The sequence below is a fragment of the Stenotrophomonas sp. 99219_Sma genome (genome assembly GCF_056480785.1).
Genome location: NZ_CM151117.1, coordinates 995,412 through 1,012,567, shown reverse-complemented (window position 1 = coordinate 1,012,567; position 17,156 = coordinate 995,412). Strand labels below are relative to the sequence as shown.

The following is a 17,156-nucleotide window of genomic DNA, read 5'->3' as shown; positions in this document are numbered from 1 at the left end:
CAAGTAACTGTACTGCCCACACTTCCACTACGGTTCCGCCATGCCACGTTCGCTCACCCGCATCGAATCGGTCATCCAGACCGTCCGCACCCGCATCGGTGCGCGGGTGGATGGCCCCGGCTCCCGCCTGCCCTCGGTACGTGCGCAGGCGGCGGCGATGGGGGTGTCGGTCTCGACCGTGGTCGAGGCCTACGAGCGCCTGGCCGCCGAAGGCCTGATCAGTGCGCGCGCAGGATCCGGCTTCTACGTCAGTGGGCCGGCCGCACCGCTGGCGCTGGCTGAAATGGAGCCGCGGCTGGACCGCGCGGTGGATCCGCTGTGGGTGTCGCGGCAATCGCTGGAAACGCCGGCGGGCCACCTCAAGCCGGGCTGCGGCTGGATGCCCAGTGATTGGCTGTATCACGATGGCGTGCGCCGCGGCCTGCGTCGGCTCGCACGTGCCGATGCATCACAGCTGGTCGACTACGCCGGCCCGCTCGGGCTGCCCGCATTGCGCCAGCTGCTGCAACGGCGCAGCGCGGCGCTGGGCATCGATGCGCCGATGGAGCAGATCCTGCTGACCGAATCCGGTACGCACGCGGTCGATCTGCTCTGCCGTTTCCTGCTCAAGCCCGGCGACTGCGTGCTGGTGGATGACCCGAGCTACTTCAACTACCACGCGTTGCTGAAGGCGCACCAGGTGCAGGCCATCGGCGTGCCGTACACGCACAGCGGCCCGGACCTGGAGGCGTTCGCGCAGGCAGTTCAGGCGCATACGCCGCGGCTGTACATCACCAACTCAGGCCTGCACAACCCGACCGGCGCGGTGCTTTCCGCCAGCACCGCGCACCGCCTGCTGGGCCTGGCCGAACGCAATGAACTGATCATCATCGAGGACGACATCTTCGCCGACTTCGAACTGCAGCCTGCACCGCGGCTGGCCGCGCTCGATGGACTGTCGCGGGTGATCCACGTCGGCAGTTTCTCCAAGACGCTGTCGGCGGCTTCGCGCTGTGGCTACGTCGCCGCTCGCCCTGAGTGGATCGAGGCGCTGACCGATCTGAAGCTGGCCACCAGCTTCGGCGGCGGTCACCTGGCGATGCAGTTGATGCACATCGCGCTGACCGACAGCGGCTACCGCCGCCACATGCAGTCGGTACGTTCGCGCCTGGCCGATGCGCGCCGGCACACGCTGCGGAAGCTGCAGGCGCTGGGCATCACGCCGTGGCTGCAGCCGGAAGCCGGGCTGTTCCTGTGGTGCCAGCTGCCCGATGGCCGCGATGCCGCCGCACTGGCCCGGCAATGCCTGCGCGAGGGCATCGTGCTGGCACCGGGCAACGCGTTCAGCCAGTCGCAGCGCGCGGCTGACTATGTACGTTTCAACGTTTCGCAGTGCCAGGACCCGAGGATCTGGCAGGTACTGGCGCGCGCGCTGCGTTGAGCTGGTAATGCGCGGCCAGCGCATCCACCACCACACGCACGCCCGGCAACTGGCCGCGACGATGCGGCAGCAGCACACTGGTGGTCACTTCGCCGGCATGCCACGCCGGCAGCACCTGCTGCAGGCGGCCGGCGGCAAGGGCTGCGGCACACAGGCTGTGTGGCAACACGGTGATGCCAAGACCCGCTTCGGCCGTCGCGATCAGCAGCTGCGATTCATTGCCGACCAGCGCCACCTGCGGCTCCACCTGCACGGTGCGGGCGTCGGGGCCGTGCAGCGTCCAGCGCGTTGCATGACGCGCGGTCAGCAGGCCGGCATGCGCACGTAGCTGCTCGGGCGTATCCACTGCCGGCGCGGCTGCCAGATAGCCAGGGGACGCCACCAGCACGATGCGCTCGCTGCCGAGCATTCGCTGCACCAACCCGGAATCCGGCAGCGGACCGAAGTGACTGCGCAGAGCGATGTCGATGCCCTCCTGAGCCAGATCGATGAAACGATCACTCACTTCAACTTCGATGCGCAGCCGTGGATAGCGGCGGGCCAGTGCAGGCAGGCACGCGGCGAGCTCGCCCTGCACCACCGGAATCGAAGCGCTGATGCGTACGGTGCCGCTGGGTTCGGCCTGGCGGTCGCGGACGATGGCCTCGGCGGCCTCGACCTCAGACAACGCTGCGCGTGCGCGCTCGAAGAACTCCTGGCCGACCTCGGTCAATGCGAAGCGGCGCGAACTGCGTTGCAGCAGCCGTACCTGGAGCTGTTCTTCCAGCAGCGCCACGCGCTTGCTCAGGGTCGAGCGCGGCAGGCCCAGATGGCGCCCGCCTGCGGCGAAACCGCCCTGCTCCACCGCAGTCACGAACAGGGCCAGATCGTTGAGGTTGAGCATGCGCAACGTCCACATATGTAGACTTCAGGATGCCATTCGGACGGCTTCCGGAGCAATGTCCACGCGGGCACGCTTTCCTCACCCGCCGCATCGCGGCTCGAACCGGAAACCTGCCATGACCCCGATCCTCTTCTACGGCGTGCCCTCGGGCTGCTCGTTCGGCTCCATCATCGCGCTGGAGTGGCTGCGCCAGCCGTATCACCTGTGCCGCATCGAGATGCCCGGCCAGGTGCAGGGCGAAGACTACCGCCGCCTCAATCCACTGGGCGAAACCCCGACCCTGCGAACCACACAGGGCGAGCTGCTCAGCGAGAGCCTAGCCATCCTCAACCACCTGGCCGCGAAGGGCATCGCACAGGGCCTGGGCTTCGCACAGGGCACCTCCGGCTTCGATCGCCTCAACCATCGGCTGGCCTATCTCAACACCAGTTTCTTCGGTGCCTACGCGCCGCTCTGGCACGCACTGGAGCATGCGGAAGGCGATGAAGGCGAGGCGCTGCGTGCCTATGGCACGACCAAGGTGCGCCACGCCCACCAGGCGCTGGAGCAGATGATCGGCACGGGCCCGTGGCTGCTGGGCGAACAGCGCAGCTTTGCCGACGCCTACTTCGCAGGCATCGCGCGCTGGAACGACTATCACCAGGTGGTCGATCGACGCGAGTTCCCAAGGGTGCAGCAGCTGTTCGAGCGCCTGCAGGACGACGCCGGCGTGCAGTTCGCCCACGCCATCGAAGCGCAGCAGCCGGCAACCAGCGGCGGTGGATTCCTCGGCGAGGTGCGGATGGAAGACGTGCTTGAGGCCGCAGCGGCCTGAGCCCTGTCCTGCCCGTGCGGCAGCGGCGCGCAATGCCTCTTGCGCGCCGCGCTACAGTGGTATGTCCCCCGCTGCAGGAATCCGCGCATGTCCACGTTCTCCGATCCGCAGGCGGTGGCCCGCTATGCCGAAGCACCGCTGCGCCAGGTGCCCGGCTTCCTCGCCCTGCAGCAGATGAGCCGGCTGCTGCTGGCCGAACGTGTTCCCGCTCAGGGCCGCGTGCTGGTGCTGGGTGCCGGTGGCGGGTTGGAACTGAAGGCCTTCGCCGAGGCGCAGCCGGGCTGGCAGCTGCTGGGGGTCGACCCGGCCGCGCCGATGCTGGCCCTGGCCGAGCAGACACTGGGTCCGCTGAAGTCGCGCGTGCAGCTGCTGGAAGGCTATATCGACGATGCACCCGATGCGCGCTTCGACGGTGCCAGCTGCCTGCTGACCCTGCACTTCCTCGATGCCGGGCAGCGCTTGCACACGCTGCGCGAACTGCACCGGCGCCTGCAACCCGGCGCGCCGCTGGTGGTGGCGCACCACAGCGTGCCACAGGACCCGGCCGGCAAGCTGCGCTGGTTGCAGCGCTACGCGGCGTTCGCCGAAGCCTCGGGGGTTGCCCACGCCGATGCGCAGCGCGCGATCGACGCCATTGCCGAACGGTTGCCGTTGCTGTCGCCGGAGCAGGAGGTTGTGCTACTGCAGGAGGCCGGCTTCGACAACGTGGAGCTGTTCTACGCCGGCTTCAGCTTCAAGGGCTGGGTGGCGTACGCCGGATGATGCCTACGGCACCACGGTAATGCCGATACGCTGCATCAACAGCGCCACCTGCTGCACATCCAGTGTGGCGCCACGCAGGTTGGTGCTGCGCAGGTCCAGCTCGCCCAGCTCCGAGTTGGTCAGGTTGCAGTCGGTGAAGTTGGCACTGTTCCAGTCGATCCCCTCGAACTGGCCACCGGACAGGTCTGAGCCCGCGAAGCTGGCACCGCTCACGTTCGCGCCGTCCCAGCGGTTCTCCCACAGTTCGCACTTTTCCAGCGTCACCCGCGAGAAATTGGCGTAGCGCAGGTTCGATTTCTTGATGAAGGCACTGCAGAACCAGCTGCGCGTGGTGATCTGGTTCATGAAGCTGGCGTTGCTGAAGTCCGCGCCCTGCGCACGGCACTCACTGATCTCCAGGCCCAGCGCCTTGATGAAACTGAAGTGGCACATGCTGATGTCGCAACTACGGAAGCTGGCTTCCTTCAATGTGGCGCCGTTGAAGCGGCAACCGGCGCGGTTTTCAGCGTCATAGAAGCTGCAGTTGATGAACTCGGTGGCGGTCAGGTCAGCGCCGGAGAAATCGCATTCGTAGAACTGCTGGTCGACCACTTTCTGGCCGGTGTACTGGTCCGCGCCGATGCGCAGCTTGCGGTGAACGGTGGGGGACATCGTGGATTCCATGCCAGGTGCCCCGCCATGATGCCGGGCCGCGAGGGCGATCCATAGACGCTGGCGCGGTCGGGTTCACCGACAGTCCAGCCGATCTGTGGCCACGCCCGACCAATGCACGTTGTTGCACGTTAATGCACGAACGTGCAGACTTGCGTCATGAGCTCCGATCCCAGCCCCCTCCCCGCCCAGCGCACCCTGCAGATCCTCGAGGAACTGCGCCAGCAGGGCCGCGTGGTCGCCGCCGAACTGGCGCGCCGCTATGCCGTCTCCGAAGATTCGATCCGCCGCGACCTGCGCGAGCTGGCCGCCCAAGGCCTGTGCCAGCGTGTCTACGGCGGCGCCGTGCTGCCGCCCCCCAAGGAACGCCCGCTACGCGAGCGACTGACCCGCGACCGCGGCGACAAGGCCGAGCTGGCCGCCCGCGTCTGCGCGCTGCTGCAGCCCGGCCAGGTCGTACTGCTCGACGCCGGGTCGACCAACCTGGCGATCGCCCAGCAGCTACCGACCGCTCTCGGCCTGACGGTGATCACCAATGCCCCGCAGATCGCCACCGCCGCCAGCATGCTTGAAGGCACCTCGGTGCAGCTGATCGGCGGTCGCCTGGCCAGCGGTGGCGGTGCGGTCGGCGCTGAAGCGTTGGCGCAGGTGCAGCGCCTGCGCGCCGACGTATACCTGCCCGGCCCCTGCGCGGTGGACGGCGACACCGGCGTGTGGGCAATGGATTCGGAAGAAGCCACGCTGAAACGCGCGATGGTGGCCTGCAGCAGCCGCGTCATCGTCGCCGCCACCACTGAAAAGCTCGGTGCCCGCGGTAACTGGCAGATCGCCAGCCTCGACGAGATCGACGACCTGGTGCTGACCACCACCGCGCCCCCCGCATTGGCGGCGCGCTTCTGCGCCGCAGGCATCGCGGTACACCCCACTCCGCCCTGACCGTACCGCTCATGTCCCTTGCCAACCGCGCGCGTGCCGAACAGCACGCGACCCGCGCTGCGTTCTTCATTCCCGGCTTCGCCACTGCGCTGTGGGCCACGCTGGTGCCATTCGCCAAAGCGCGCACCGACATCAACGACGCTACGCTGGGCCTGGTGCTGCTCTGCCTCGGTGCCGGTTCGCTGCTGGCCATGCCGCTGTCCGGTGTACTGGCCGCACGCCTGGGCTGCCGGCGGGTGATGGTGGCCAGCAGCCTGCTGATCTGCCTGACCGTGCCCGGCCTGGCGCTGGCCGGTTCGGCCTGGTCACTGGGGCTGGTGCTGTTCGTGTTCGGCGCCGCCGTGGGCGCGATGGACTGCACGATGAACGTGCAGGCCGTCATCGTCGAGCGCGAAGCGCGGCGGGTGATGATGTCCGGCTTCCATGCCTTCTTCAGCATCGGCGGCTTCCTTGGCGCGGCCACTATGACCGTACTGTTGTCCGCACAGCTGCCGCCACTGGCATCGGTGCTGATCGGCGTTGGCGCCATGCTGCTGGTGATGCTGCTGTCGGCGGCGTACTGGCACAGCGAACGCATGCCGCACGACACACCGATGTTGGCCCTGCCGCACGGCATCGTGCTGTTCATCGGCGTGCTGGCGTTCGTCGCCTTCCTCGGTGAAGGCGCGATGCTGGACTGGAGCGCGGTCTTCCTCAGCGATGTGCGTCGCGTCGATGCCAGCCTCGCCGGTATCGGCTATGTAACCTTCACCCTGACCATGACCGTGGCGCGCCTGTTCGGCGACGCACTGGTGGCACGCGTAGGCCGTGAGCGCGCGATCGTGTTCGGTGCGCTGCTCGCCGCCGCGGGAGTGCTGGTGCTGACCCTGGTCACCCCATGGCAGGCGTCGCTGGTGGGCTATGTGCTGGTCGGCCTCGGTTGCGCCAACATCGCACCGGCACTGTTCTCGCTGGCCGGCCACCAGACCCGCATGCCCGGCGCACTGGCAATCACCGCCGTTTCCACGCTGGGCTTTGCCGGCATCCTTGCTGGCCCAGCACTGATCGGTTTTGCTGCCAACCACTTCGGCCTGATCGCTGCGTTCATCGGCGTGGCCACGGCCTTGTTGCTGGTGGCCGTGTCCACACGTTGGCTGCGGATGTAGCCCAGGGCCTCAGCGCCGCCTGTGCCGCAGCTTCATCCGCAATCGCCGATAGCCGATCACCGTCGCCGTGGCACACAGCGCGGTGCCAGCAGCGCTCAGCAGCAGCAACACCGCCAGCCGGGCACCTTCCTGGCGCAGCATCGCCGGTAGGTCCCAGCTGTGCAGGAAGTAGAACAACCAGCGCCCCACGCGCTCGCGATGCCCCATCGTCAGCAACGGATCGCCCGTGGCCAGATCGAGATAGACGCGCGTCGCCTCGGCATCGCCGAAGTCCACCACTGCCACCGGGAAGCGGCGTACCGCTGCACCATTCATGGCTTCCGGTGCACGCGGATAGAAGTAGGCGTCCGCTGCACGCTGCACCACGAAGCCCTGCATCGGCGCAGCGGACAGCGCACGCACCTTCTGCTGCAGCCACGCTGCCGGCAGCAACCGCGCAACCTGCAAGTGCCCATTGCCGCTGGACACGATGCGGGTCTCGCCCCGCCCGTCCAGCAGCACTGCGAACAGCTCGCCTCCGATGCGGCGCCACTGGATCTCGACTGGTTGGAAGCGCTCAGCATCGGCCACCGCCAGAAGCTTCGCCGGCTCACCCAACGCGCCATCCACCGTTACCGCGCTGCCACGATAGCGTTCAACATCGATCGCCTCGCGCGTGCTGCTGAAGACCCCCAATGGATTCATCGACATCAGCCCGCTGAAGATCCAGGTGAACACGAAGGCCGCAGCCATCAGTCCGATCAGATGGTGCCAGCGCATCCACGGTTCGACGTACGGCGTCTTCGCACCGGAGCGGTAGCGCCCGCGGAAACGCCAGCGCCACACACCCACCACGATGCCGCTGACCGCCGCCACCGTGCACAGCGCGGACAGCACGATCACCACCCACGTCCAGACCGGATCCACCGACTGCATGCGCAGGAAATACAGCCAGTGCAGCCAGGCCCCCACATAGTTCCAGCGCTGCTGCACATGCGGTGCGTCCAGCACCACTTCACCGGTGCGCGAGGACACATACAGGTCACCGGGCTGTGCGCCCCCCACCTCCACCCGGTACAGCGGCCGGTGCGCGTCCAGCGCGCGCGAATGCGTCCAACGGTCCTCTTCCACGCGCATTGCACCGACAAAGGCCGGGCCGCCAGCAAACTGTGCCGCTGACGCTTCGGCGCGCTGTGCCGACACTGGCAGCAGGGCCTGGCCGGTGACGGCTGACCACGCCCCCACGTTGCTTCCCGTGCGCACCACATACGCAGGCTCGCCACGCAGCGTGGTCAGCGCCACGGCCTCCGGCTCGGCCTGCACGGCTGCAGGCAGCACCGACAGCCCGCGCAGATCGCGGGCCTCCAGCAGCACCGGCAATGCCGCCAGACGTTCACCGGGCGTCAGCTTCGGGTAGCCAATGAACAACATCACCATGCCGCTGACGAACCACAACAGCATCAGCAGGCATCCGCCGATGCCGAGCCAACGGTGCACCAGGTAGGTCCAGCGCTTGGCAGTGGATCGCAGCGACATGGTGCGCGTCCTCAGAAGCGATGGTCGACGGTGAACTCGACGCGGCGATCCGCGCCCAGCAGCCACTGCGTGCTGGTGTAGTACGCGGTGGCGTAGTACGCCTTGTCGAATACGTTGAACAGGCGCGCTGACAATCGCGTGCGCGGTGCTGCCTGCCAGGTCAGCGCCAGATCAGTGGTGCTGTAGCTGGGCAACTCCAGCGTGTTGGCATTGTCTGCGTAGCGCTTGCCGACATAGCGAACGCCACCCGCCGCGCTCCAGTCCGGTGCGAACTGCCAGCTCAACCACACATTGGCCAGGCGTTCGGCCACGTTCGGCGGCACGTTGCCATCGCGCGAGACCAGCATCGGCGGCGAACCTGTGGTCTCCAGGAAGTCCTCGAACTCGGCCTTCAGCACCGTGGCGTTGGCATCCAACGTCCAGTGCGGCGCGACGTTCCAGTTCAACGACGCCTCGATACCACGCGAGGTCTGCGCGCCCACCTGCACGCGGCGGTCCGGCACCAGCGGATCGCGGCTGAGCAGCCCGGTCTTGCGGATGCGATACGCCGCCAGCGTCCACTCGCCGCCATCGAAGGCCTGCTTCAGGCCCACCTCGATCTGCCGCCCCTTGGCCAGGTCGAAGGCACCGTTGGCCGGGCTGATCATCAGCAGGCCACTGACCGGGTCCGCCGCCTGCGAGTACTGCGCATACAGGCTCAGCGTCGGCTGCAGCGCGAATACCGTGCCTGCACGCCAGCCGGTGCTGCTGTAGGTCTTCGAGAACGCATTCTGGCCGCTGATCAGATCGGTGCGATCAATGCGCGCGCGGTCGTGGCGCAGGCCACCCAGCACCGACCAGCGCTCGCTCAGCGCCAGCCGGTCCTCCACGAACAGCGCGTACTGCTCGGCACGGTTGCGGTAGCGCGGCAGGTTCGGCGCGTCGCTGGCGAACTGGCCCGGCACCGGATCGAACGGATCGACCGGGCCCGAGCTGCCGGCATAGGTGTTGTTGGTGTGCTTGAAGTGCGCGCGGTTGGCGTCCAGGCCCACCGCGAAGTTGTTCTGCAGGCCCCCCGCCGTTCCCTGCACGCGCAGCGTCGAGGTCAGTCCGGTCTGGTCCTGGTTGTGGGTGATCTCGGTATTGCCAGATCGATCGATCAAGCCGGTAGCGCGGTTGTAGACATAGGCCTCGGCATTGCGCCAATCGCGCTGGCTGTCGATCTGGTAGAGGCGCGTGCGCCATTCCACGTTCGCGTTCGGTGTCCACAGCGCATCAAGCTGGGTCCAGCGGTCGCGATAGCGGATCTGGCTGTCGTCCACGTTGTAGTTGCGGTGGCGCAACGCCTCCAGCTGGCGGCCCTCGACCAGCGGCGTGCCGAAGTAACGCATCGGTTGCTGGTAGCCCTGCGCATGTGTGAGCGTCAGCTGCAGATCCGCACGCGGTTGCCACAGCAATGCACCGGAGAACGTCGCGTCACTGCTGCGCCCACGATCAACCCAGCCACCGCTGTAGTTGCCACTCACGTCCAGCCGGTAGGCCAGCTCGGGCGTCAGCGCGCCACCGCTGCCGAAGCTCAGCCGCGCGGTGTCCTCGCTGCCCACAGTCACGCTGATCTCGTTCTCGATCGCACCGCGCGAGGGCTTCTTCGGCACGATGTTGATCACGCCGCCGATCGCACCGTCGCCATGGATGACCGACGCCGGCCCGCGCAGCACTTCGATGCGCTCGATCGACCAGGTATCGAACGGGAAGGTGATGCCCACGCCGCCGTACTGACGCAGCCCGTCGTACAGGCGCATCACCGAGGCACCGTCGGTGAAGCCGCGGCTGGACAGCGCGCTCAGGCCATTGCCCGGGTGCGGCATGGCACTGATCGCACCTGCCCGGCTGATCGCATCGTTGAGGTTGCTGTCGCCGCGCTGCTCCAGCTGCTCGCGCGAAATCACCGTCAGGCTGGCCGGTGTCTGCAGCACGCTCAGGCCCAACGCAGAGCCTGCGCTGGCGGTGGAAGACAGCTCACCGCTGCGGGTATCGACCACCCGCACGGTATCCAGCGTGGTCGGTGGTGCCGCATCGGCGGCAAGCAGGGGCGCGGCGTGCAGGAGCAACGCGCACAGGACAGGCAGCGTCGCCCGGCGCAGGTGCGCGGAGTTGGGGTTCGTTTTCATTTTTTTCACGGCATGCAAGGCCACCCCGCAATGGCAGGGCAGCAATCAGAAAGGGGCAAACACGCGCGTGCGGGCACCGGCCGTGGCCGGCAACCTCATGGAAATATGTTCAATGCAACGCGCGTGCGGCTCAGGCGGCCATCATGGCTGGCGGCCCACGCGCTCCCAATGTGCCGCTGATCCGTTGCGGCAACGACCGCACCGCACCGCGCAGCGCGCGGCACACCGGTGCCATCGGCGCCAACAGCAGCACTGCCGCCACCAGCAGCGTGATCAGCCGTGCAGCGATCAGGCAGTAATCGCAGTCCACGCCCATTTCATGATCGGCATGTGGGTCGGCGGGCGGCTTCTTTGCGGCGTCGCCATGCGGCATCGCCATCGCGTGATGGTCGTGGTGCCCGTCCATCGCGTGCTGCGCATGCTCTGCGTGCATCGCGTGGTCCATCGCCGCCACGGGCACTGCAGCAGCCACGTGACCGTGCGCCAGCCAGCGGCTCACCAGCGGGGCGAGCAGCACCAGCAGCATGGCAAGCCATGCCAGGGCCTGGAACCGGCGGTGGAGGACAGAACGACGCACGCCGCCATTCTACGGGGCCCTGACCAACCTTGGACCCGGTTCAGGGTTTGCCCCCTGCGACACGGTGACGCAGGGCTGTGCTGCCGGCCACAGCGATGGGCACGCCCTCCCTGCGCACGCCCACCACGCTGTGGAACCACGCCATGCGTGGATGCGCTTCGCGCATCAACTCACGTACTGCGCCTGCCCGTTCCCGAACGACCAGTTTTCCCGCTTCACTTCCACCAGGTTGATGAACACATCCTCGCGGCGGATACCCACCGCCGCGTGCAGGCCCTCGGCGATGCCGGCGTACAGCGCCTTCTTCTGCTCCAGCGTGCGCCCTTCGTTCCAGGTGATCTGGATGCAGATGAAATCGTCGGTGCGGTCCACGCCCAGGTAGCCGGGGTCATAGATCAACGTGCCCGGCTCATGTTGCTGGAAGATCTGGAAGCGATCGTTCTCCGGCACGCCCACCGAGCGCATGGCCTGGTAGATGGTTTCGCCGACGCGTTGCAGGTAGTCGGCGGATTTACCTTTGCGAAGATCAATGCGGGCGAGCGGCATGGTGGCACTCCAGAGTGGATGGGCACGGCGACGGGCTGAGACTACGCCTGCCCGGGGCGGCGGGACAGCGCAGGGATGGAACCCTCTGCTTCCATTCGTGGCACGGGCCCGCCCACGTGCGTAACGAAGGCGACCCGGACGAACAGTTGGGCGCCTTCCACACCGACGGGCTGATCGTGGCCGCGCGACAGCTGGTACGCGAGGCACATCATTGCCTCTCCGGCGACGACGCCTGACCGGCCCGGATTTGCGCCCGCTACAATCGAGCAGGGAGCGCAGGAGGCCGCAATGGACGCCGAACACCTGGAGTACTTCAAGGCCGCACTGGAAGGCCGCGCAAGCGTGGGCTGGAACGTCTGGTTCACCGCCAACCAGCAGGCGCTGGCACAACACCTGAGCCGTCCTGCACTGCTGCGCTTGAAGTTCAGCAAACTGGATGAAGCCGAACGCCTGCTGGCCGAGACCGGCATCGTGCCCTGCAGCACAGCGGGCAAGCGCTACGAAATGTACTGCGCGCAGTTCTCGGCGGACGTGGTGGACGCGAACGGTCGCCCGCTACCGGCCATCTGGCGCGCGGCGCACGGCGGTGCCATCGGCCTGCTTGCCGATGGTGAGCAGGAGGCCGGCCAGGCGAAGCTGCTCGCGGAGTTCCGCCGCGTCCGCAAGCGCGGACTGCAGCAGGCCCATGAATGGTTGGCCGATCTGTGCTTTGAAGGCGAGATGGAACTGAGCGGCGGCAATGCCGATGTGGGCCGTAGCCTGCTGGCGGTGGTGGTGCGGGCCGGCAGCGGTCACGACCTGCTGGATGCAACCGCGATGATCGCGCGCGAGCTGCTGGAGGACCTCGGCTGAAACGGTGATCGCTTCGGCGGGTACTACGGAATCACAGGCAACAAAAAAGCCCCCATTGCTGGAGGCTTCTTTCGTTCTGCAACATGGTGGGCGGTACAGGGATCGAACCTGTGACCCTTGCCGTGTGAAGGCAATGCTCTACCGCTGAGCTAACCGCCCGGTGTGTTGCTGAGCCGCTCATTATAGGGGCTTTTCAGAGGCCGTCAACCGTTTTTCACATTCGTGTTCACAGGCATTTCGAGGGACGCCGCCGGGCATGGCCCGGCGCTACCGAGGGCGGCAATCCGCGCGCCGTTACATCGTATGGGTCGGCTTGTCCGAGCCGGTCAGGCCGGCCAGCAGGGTCTCGATCTTGTGGCGCACGCCCTCGCCTTCGGCACCGTCGGCCAGCTGCACGCCGATGCCGGCGGTGCGGTTACCCTGCGCGCCGGCCGGGGTCACCCAGATCACCTTGCCGGCCACCGGCAGGCGCTCGCTGGAATCGGGCAGGGTCAGCAACAGGAACACTTCGTCACCCAGGAAGTAGCGCTTGGGCGTGGGCACGAAGATGCCGCCGTTCTTCACGAATGGCATGTACGCGCTGTACAGCGCGGCTTTGTCCTTCACGGCCAGGGACAGGATGCCCTGGCGGGCGTTGCTGGCACTCATCGATTTCCCCTTGCGGCAGGCCGCTCGTTCACCTTGTTCCAGGCCAGCAGCAACTCGACCACGGCAAGGTCTGCACGCACCGTGGTGCGCAGCAGGTCGCGGGTGCGGTTGGCCGCATCGAACCAGGCTGCAAGCTTGTGCAATCGCTCCGGCGTGGTCAAGGCATCGGTGCTGGCCTGGGCCAGCGCCAGGTCGGCGGCGAAGCGCAGGCGCAGCGCCGCGTTGTCATCACCGCACCACTTCTGCGCCAGCTCCACCGCGCCGGTCTTGCCGGCGGCCAGCTGTTCCAGCTCGCGGCCCACTTCGCGGCGCAGGCTCAGGCCATCTTCGCGCAGCCAGTTGTCGGCCTGGCCGGGGTGGCCGCGCGCCGCGTCCAGCGCTTCGCGCGCCGATGCTTCGCTGTGGCCCTGCTGCTGCAGCCAGGCCAGCGCTTCGTGCTGCGGCGGCAACTTGAATTCCAGACGCTGGCAACGGCTGCGGATGGTCTGCGGCAGGCGCGCCGGGTCGCTGCTGATCAGCCACAGGTAGCGGCCGGGCTGCGGCTCTTCCAGCGTCTTCAGCAGCGCGTTGGCCGCCGAGCGGTTGATCGCATCGGCGGGGTCGACGATCACCACCTGCGCCACGCCGTACTGCGGGGTCAGCGCCAGCTTGTCGGTGATCTCGCGCACCTGCTCGATGACGATCTCGGTGCGCAGCTTGTCGCCGCTCTTGTTCGGAATGAAGCTGACCAGCTGCAGGTCAGGATGGGTGCCGGCGGCGATCAGCTGGCGCGTGCGCATGGCATGCGCGGCATCGCCGCGCGCCAGCACGTGGTCGGCCAGCGCCAGTGCCACCTCGCGCTTGCCCAACCCGGCCGGCCCACAGATCAGCAGGCCATGACCAAGGCGGTCGGCATCGAGCGCGGCAACAGTCTGTTCGAACGCGCGCTGCTGCCACGGCGAGAATGTGCTCATGCGCCCTCCCCGTCCTGCAGCCAGCGCTCGACCTGCGCGACCACATCGGCCGCTACACGCGCCTGCACCTGGCCGGCGTCGATCAGCGCGAAGCGCTGCGGGTCCTGCTGCGCGCGGCTGCGGAACACTTCGCGCACGCGCTGGAAGAAATCATCCTGTTCGCTCTCGATGCGGTCCGGCCACAGGTCGCGGCCATTGGCGCGTGCGCGGCCTACTGCCACGTCCACGTCCAGCAGCAGGGTCAGGCCCGGCAGCAGGCCCACCGCGCGTCGTTCCAGATCGGCAATCCACTGCGGGTCGAGGCCACGGCCACCGCCCTGGTAGGCATAGCTGGAATCGGTGAAGCGATCGCTCAGCACATAGGCGCCGCGCTGCAGTGCCGGATGGATCACCTGGCGCACATGCTGCGCGCGTGCAGCGAACACCAGCAGCAGCTCGGCTTCGGCGCTGAGCGGCTCGGCGGCGATCTCGGCATCGGGTTTCAGCACCAGGCCACGGATGCGCTCGGCCAGCGGCGTACCGCCCGGCTCGCGGGTCAGCACCACCTCGTGGCCGTGGCTGCGCAGGCAGTCACGGATGGCATTGATGGCGGTGGTCTTGCCTGCGCCCTCGCCGCCTTCCAGGCTGACGAAACGCGGGTGGCGAAGCAGCGCGGGACTCATTGCGCCGGGGTCTCCTTGGTACGTTGCTGGCGCAGCTGCTGCAGGTAGCGGGCCACTGCGGCGTTGTGCTGGTCCAGGCTGGGCGAGAACACGTGCGCACCACTACCATCGCCGACGGCGACGAAGTACAGCGCGTCGCCCGCTGCGGGTTGCGCGGCTGCCATCAGCGCATCGCGGCTGGGCATGGCGATCGGGGTCGGGGTCAGGCCAGCGCGGGTGTAGGTGTTGTAGGGCGTATCGGTGGTCAGGTCGCGGCGGCGGATGTTGCCGTCATACGCAGCACCGATGCCGTAGATCACGGTCGGGTCGGTCTGCAGGCGCATGCCGATCTTCAGGCGGCGCATGAACACGCCGGCAATCTGCGGACGCTCGCTGGCCAGCGCGGTTTCCTTCTCGATGATCGAGGCCATCGTCAGCAGTTCGTAGGGCGTGTTGATCGGCAGGTCCGGCGCGCGGCTTTCCCAGGCTTCATCCAGTGCGTCCTGCATTGCAGCGTGAGCACGCTTGAGCACATCCAGATCGCTGTCGCCACGCTGGTAGACGTAGGTCTCCGGCAGGAAGCGGCCTTCCGGATGCTGGCCACCGAAACCGAGGCGCTGCATCAACGCGGCGTCATCGAGGTTGTCGGTGGTGTGCAGCAGCGGCTCGGCGCGCTTGAGCGCGGCACGCAACTGGCGGATGTTCCAGCCTTCAATGATCGTGACGCGGTGCTGCAGCACCTTGCCGGCGCGCATGCGCAGCAGCAGATCACGCGGGGTCAGGTCGCTGCTGAGCGCGTACTCACCCACCTTCAGCTTGCCGGCTGCATCGAGCTGGCGCGCCAGCAGCTGCCACTGCGCGTCCTGGCCCTCGTCCACGCCGGCGTCGCGCAGCTTGCGCAGCACGCTGTTCATGCCATCGCCGCTGGCGATGACCACGCTCTCGGCGGACGGGGTGATCGGGGCGTCGGCGAACCGGGTCTGCTGGTAGAAGAACCATGCGCCCGCGCCGGCCACGACGGCGGCCAGCACCACCACCAGCGTTACCACGAACAGACACCCGCGCTTGGCTCCCGCCATGGACTACCTCTGAACTCGATTCCGTCGTGCAGGATACCGTGCCGGTGGATTGGGGTCATGACCGGGGGCATGCGCCTGTGCCGACCGACGGTCGGCACCCACCCGAACAATGGCACCCACCGGTACCGGTAGTGCCGGCCGCTGGCCGGCAATCGCGCGGATCATGGGTGCATGAGGTTGCCGGCCAGCGGCCGGCACTACCGGAATACGCCTACCCCTGCTGGCCCAGCGCGCGTAGCAGGCCGCGGGCCTTGGCGCAGGTCTCGTCCAGTTCCTTGTCCGGGTCCGAGTCGACCACGATGCCGGCGCCGGTGCGGAAGCTCACCTCGTGGCCATCCACTTCGGCGGTGCGGATCAGGATGTTCAGGTCCAGGTCGCCATCGCGGTTCAGCCAGCCGAACGCGCCGGTGTAGGCACCACGCGGCACCTGCTCCAGCTCGCTGATGATCTGCATGCAGCGCACCTTCGGGCAGCCGGTGATGGTGCCGCCGGGGAAGGTGGCGGCGATCACCTCGCCGGGGGTGACCTCCGGGCGCAGATGGCCGCTGACGTTGCTGACGATGTGATGCACGTGCGCGTAGCTCTCCACGGTCATCAGCTCATCGACCACCACGGTGCCGGGCAGGCAGATGCGGCCCAGGTCGTTGCGTTCCAGGTCGATCAGCATCACGTGCTCGGCACGCTCCTTGGGGTGACCGACCAGCTCCTGGATGCGCGCGGCATCATCATCCCCCTCGAAGCGCGGACGCGTGCCGGCAATCGGGCGGGTCTGCGCGTGGCCGGCATGCACCGACACCAGCCGTTCCGGCGAGGAACTGACCACATGGCGGCCGTGCGCGCTGAACAGGCCGGCGAACGGTGCCGGGTTGGCACGGCGCAGCTGCGCGTACAGCGCCTGCGGACTGACCGGCGCGGCGAACTGCGCGCTCCAGCGCCGCGACAGGTTCACCTGGAACACATCGCCGGCACGCAGGTACTCGATCACCCGGCGCACACCGTCGGTGAAGCGCTGCGGCGCATCCTCGCCCACCGACTGCGGCGGCTGCCAGCCCTGCCCGGCTTCGGGCAGCACGGCCGAGGCCAGTGCCACCAGCGCATCCAGCAACGCCTGCTCACCGGCTTCGGCGATGACGAAGCTGGCCTCGTTGTGGTGGTCGTGCAGCACCGCGGCCGGGCAGCGCAGCGCCAGCGCGGTCGGGCGGCCGTCCTCGCGTGCGCGCGCCGGCAGCACCGGTTCTATCTGGCTGGCCACTTCGTAGTCCAGCATCAACGCCCAACCGCCGCGGAACGGCAGGCTGTGGCTGCCGTCATGCGGCAGGCGTTCCTGCTGCCAGGCGCGGTCGAGCACCTGCAGGAAGCTGCCGGCCTGCACCGCGTCGTGCTGGTCGCGCACCTGGCCATCGGCATCCAGCCGCAGGCTATCGCCCTGCGCCGCCAGCAGCAGGCTCCAGCGGCCCTGGGCAGTGCCCGAGGCGGTGGATTCCATCAGCAGCGGGAAGCGCGACGGGTCGTGCTGCTGCAGGGCCAGCAGATCGATCGGGTGCGGCAGCGGGTGGATCAGCGGTGCGTGGGTCATGGCGGCCA

General features: G+C 67.8%; 17 protein-coding genes and 1 tRNA gene. 6 read left to right on the top strand and 12 right to left on the bottom strand.

Annotated features, from left to right (window positions below; translation table 11 throughout):
• The first annotated feature begins 40 nt into the window (after nucleotides 1–40).
• Entirely contained in the window at nucleotides 41–1,420 is a 1,380-nt protein-coding gene (locus ACZK13_RS04655; RefSeq protein WP_478482302.1) for an aminotransferase-like domain-containing protein, read from the top strand.
• On the opposite strand, the gene ACZK13_RS04650 is transcribed toward ACZK13_RS04655, so the two are convergent.
• A complete protein-coding gene (locus ACZK13_RS04650; RefSeq protein ID WP_478482301.1) occupies nucleotides 1,359–2,318 on the bottom strand; it encodes a LysR substrate-binding domain-containing protein in 960 nt (319 codons plus the stop codon). The genes ACZK13_RS04655 and ACZK13_RS04650 overlap by 62 nt on opposite strands.
• Before the next feature lie 100 nt (nucleotides 2,319–2,418).
• Here ACZK13_RS04650 and ACZK13_RS04645 point away from each other — a divergent pair, with 100 nt between their 5' ends.
• A complete protein-coding gene (locus ACZK13_RS04645) occupies nucleotides 2,419–3,117 on the top strand; it encodes a glutathione S-transferase family protein (RefSeq protein WP_100437431.1) in 699 nt (232 codons plus the stop codon).
• 87 nt (nucleotides 3,118–3,204) lie between these two features.
• Entirely contained in the window at nucleotides 3,205–3,879 is a 675-nt protein-coding gene (locus ACZK13_RS04640; RefSeq protein WP_478482300.1) for a class I SAM-dependent methyltransferase, read from the top strand.
• Nucleotides 3,880–3,882: 3 nt separating this feature from the next.
• Here the strand turns inward: ACZK13_RS04640 and smqnr are convergent, their stop codons facing one another.
• A complete protein-coding gene (gene smqnr / locus ACZK13_RS04635) occupies nucleotides 3,883–4,530 on the bottom strand; it encodes a SmQnr family pentapeptide repeat protein (RefSeq protein ID WP_032127748.1) in 648 nt (215 codons plus the stop codon).
• Nucleotides 4,531–4,689: 159 nt separating this feature from the next.
• Between smqnr and ACZK13_RS04630 the strand changes: the two genes are divergently transcribed.
• Nucleotides 4,690–5,466, top strand: a complete 777-nt coding sequence (locus ACZK13_RS04630) for a DeoR/GlpR family DNA-binding transcription regulator (protein ID WP_423163216.1) — start codon at nucleotides 4,690–4,692, stop codon at nucleotides 5,464–5,466.
• Between the two features lie 11 nt (nucleotides 5,467–5,477).
• A complete protein-coding gene (locus tag ACZK13_RS04625; protein ID WP_285302774.1) occupies nucleotides 5,478–6,611 on the top strand; it encodes an MFS transporter in 1,134 nt (377 codons plus the stop codon).
• Nucleotides 6,612–6,620: 9 nt separating this feature from the next.
• Here the strand turns inward: ACZK13_RS04625 and ACZK13_RS04620 are convergent, their stop codons facing one another.
• From ACZK13_RS04620 to ACZK13_RS04605, 4 genes are all read right to left on the bottom strand, one after another.
• Entirely contained in the window at nucleotides 6,621–8,126 is a 1,506-nt protein-coding gene (locus tag ACZK13_RS04620) for a PepSY domain-containing protein (protein WP_285302773.1), read from the bottom strand.
• Nucleotides 8,127–8,137: 11 nt separating this feature from the next.
• A complete protein-coding gene (locus tag ACZK13_RS04615; RefSeq protein ID WP_478482299.1) occupies nucleotides 8,138–10,276 on the bottom strand; it encodes a TonB-dependent receptor in 2,139 nt (712 codons plus the stop codon).
• A 130-nt stretch (nucleotides 10,277–10,406) separates the two neighbouring features.
• Nucleotides 10,407–10,802: a DUF2946 family protein gene (locus ACZK13_RS04610; RefSeq protein ID WP_478482509.1), complete on the bottom strand. Its 396-nt coding sequence runs from the start codon at nucleotides 10,800–10,802 to the stop codon at nucleotides 10,407–10,409.
• Between the two features lie 216 nt (nucleotides 10,803–11,018).
• On the bottom strand, nucleotides 11,019–11,399 hold the full coding sequence (locus tag ACZK13_RS04605) for a tautomerase family protein (RefSeq protein WP_253143544.1): 381 nt from the start codon (nucleotides 11,397–11,399) through the stop codon (nucleotides 11,019–11,021).
• A 288-nt stretch (nucleotides 11,400–11,687) separates the two neighbouring features.
• Here ACZK13_RS04605 and ACZK13_RS04600 point away from each other — a divergent pair, with 288 nt between their 5' ends.
• The gene (locus ACZK13_RS04600) at nucleotides 11,688–12,251 is read left to right on the top strand and encodes a hypothetical protein (RefSeq protein WP_478482298.1); all 564 of its coding nucleotides are present in this window, start codon (nucleotides 11,688–11,690) and stop codon (nucleotides 12,249–12,251) included.
• Between the two features lie 84 nt (nucleotides 12,252–12,335).
• Here ACZK13_RS04600 and ACZK13_RS04595 read toward each other — a convergent pair.
• The 6 genes from ACZK13_RS04595 to ACZK13_RS04570 all read right to left on the bottom strand — a co-directional run bounded on the left by ACZK13_RS04595 (nucleotide 12,336) and on the right by ACZK13_RS04570 (nucleotide 17,148).
• Nucleotides 12,336–12,410, bottom strand: a tRNA-Val gene (locus tag ACZK13_RS04595).
• Nucleotides 12,411–12,545: 135 nt separating this feature from the next.
• Nucleotides 12,546–12,899, bottom strand: coding sequence for a PilZ domain-containing protein (locus ACZK13_RS04590; protein ID WP_005412452.1), 354 nt, complete (start codon nucleotides 12,897–12,899; stop codon nucleotides 12,546–12,548).
• Nucleotides 12,896–13,852, bottom strand: coding sequence for a DNA polymerase III subunit delta' (locus tag ACZK13_RS04585; protein WP_121504033.1), 957 nt, complete (start codon nucleotides 13,850–13,852; stop codon nucleotides 12,896–12,898). Before ACZK13_RS04585 ends, ACZK13_RS04590 begins: the two co-directional genes overlap by 4 nt.
• Nucleotides 13,849–14,514, bottom strand: a complete 666-nt coding sequence (gene tmk / locus ACZK13_RS04580; RefSeq protein ID WP_197655865.1) for a dTMP kinase — start codon at nucleotides 14,512–14,514, stop codon at nucleotides 13,849–13,851. Before tmk ends, ACZK13_RS04585 begins: the two co-directional genes overlap by 4 nt.
• Entirely contained in the window at nucleotides 14,511–15,572 is a 1,062-nt protein-coding gene (mltG, locus tag ACZK13_RS04575; RefSeq protein WP_049400647.1) for an endolytic transglycosylase MltG, read from the bottom strand. Before mltG ends, tmk begins: the two co-directional genes overlap by 4 nt.
• Before the next feature lie 211 nt (nucleotides 15,573–15,783).
• Nucleotides 15,784–17,148: an aminodeoxychorismate synthase component I gene (locus ACZK13_RS04570; protein ID WP_253143543.1), complete on the bottom strand. Its 1,365-nt coding sequence runs from the start codon at nucleotides 17,146–17,148 to the stop codon at nucleotides 15,784–15,786.
• Between the last annotated feature and the right edge of the window lie 8 nt (nucleotides 17,149–17,156).

What these genes read in the sequence shown, in the direction of transcription:
- ACZK13_RS04655 (WP_478482302.1), top strand. Translation starts at nt 41, where the DNA reads ATGCCACGTTCGCTCACCCGCATCGAATCGGTCATCCAGACCGTCCGC.
- ACZK13_RS04650 (WP_478482301.1), bottom strand. Translation starts at nt 2,318, where the DNA reads ATGTGGACGTTGCGCATGCTCAACCTCAACGATCTGGCCCTGTTCGTG.
- ACZK13_RS04645 (WP_100437431.1), top strand. Translation starts at nt 2,419, where the DNA reads ATGACCCCGATCCTCTTCTACGGCGTGCCCTCGGGCTGCTCGTTCGGC.
- ACZK13_RS04640 (WP_478482300.1), top strand. Translation starts at nt 3,205, where the DNA reads ATGTCCACGTTCTCCGATCCGCAGGCGGTGGCCCGCTATGCCGAAGCA.
- smqnr (WP_032127748.1), bottom strand. Translation starts at nt 4,530, where the DNA reads ATGTCCCCCACCGTTCACCGCAAGCTGCGCATCGGCGCGGACCAGTAC.
- ACZK13_RS04630 (WP_423163216.1), top strand. Translation starts at nt 4,690, where the DNA reads ATGAGCTCCGATCCCAGCCCCCTCCCCGCCCAGCGCACCCTGCAGATC.
- ACZK13_RS04625 (WP_285302774.1), top strand. Translation starts at nt 5,478, where the DNA reads ATGTCCCTTGCCAACCGCGCGCGTGCCGAACAGCACGCGACCCGCGCT.
- ACZK13_RS04620 (WP_285302773.1), bottom strand. Translation starts at nt 8,126, where the DNA reads ATGTCGCTGCGATCCACTGCCAAGCGCTGGACCTACCTGGTGCACCGT.
- ACZK13_RS04615 (WP_478482299.1), bottom strand. Translation starts at nt 10,276, where the DNA reads ATGAAAACGAACCCCAACTCCGCGCACCTGCGCCGGGCGACGCTGCCT.
- ACZK13_RS04610 (WP_478482509.1), bottom strand. Translation starts at nt 10,802, where the DNA reads ATGCTGCTGGTGCTGCTCGCCCCGCTGGTGAGCCGCTGGCTGGCGCAC.
- ACZK13_RS04605 (WP_253143544.1), bottom strand. Translation starts at nt 11,399, where the DNA reads ATGCCGCTCGCCCGCATTGATCTTCGCAAAGGTAAATCCGCCGACTAC.
- ACZK13_RS04600 (WP_478482298.1), top strand. Translation starts at nt 11,688, where the DNA reads ATGGACGCCGAACACCTGGAGTACTTCAAGGCCGCACTGGAAGGCCGC.
- ACZK13_RS04590 (WP_005412452.1), bottom strand. Translation starts at nt 12,899, where the DNA reads ATGAGTGCCAGCAACGCCCGCCAGGGCATCCTGTCCCTGGCCGTGAAG.
- ACZK13_RS04585 (WP_121504033.1), bottom strand. Translation starts at nt 13,852, where the DNA reads ATGAGCACATTCTCGCCGTGGCAGCAGCGCGCGTTCGAACAGACTGTT.
- tmk (WP_197655865.1), bottom strand. Translation starts at nt 14,514, where the DNA reads ATGAGTCCCGCGCTGCTTCGCCACCCGCGTTTCGTCAGCCTGGAAGGC.
- mltG (WP_049400647.1), bottom strand. Translation starts at nt 15,572, where the DNA reads ATGGCGGGAGCCAAGCGCGGGTGTCTGTTCGTGGTAACGCTGGTGGTG.
- ACZK13_RS04570 (WP_253143543.1), bottom strand. Translation starts at nt 17,148, where the DNA reads ATGACCCACGCACCGCTGATCCACCCGCTGCCGCACCCGATCGATCTG.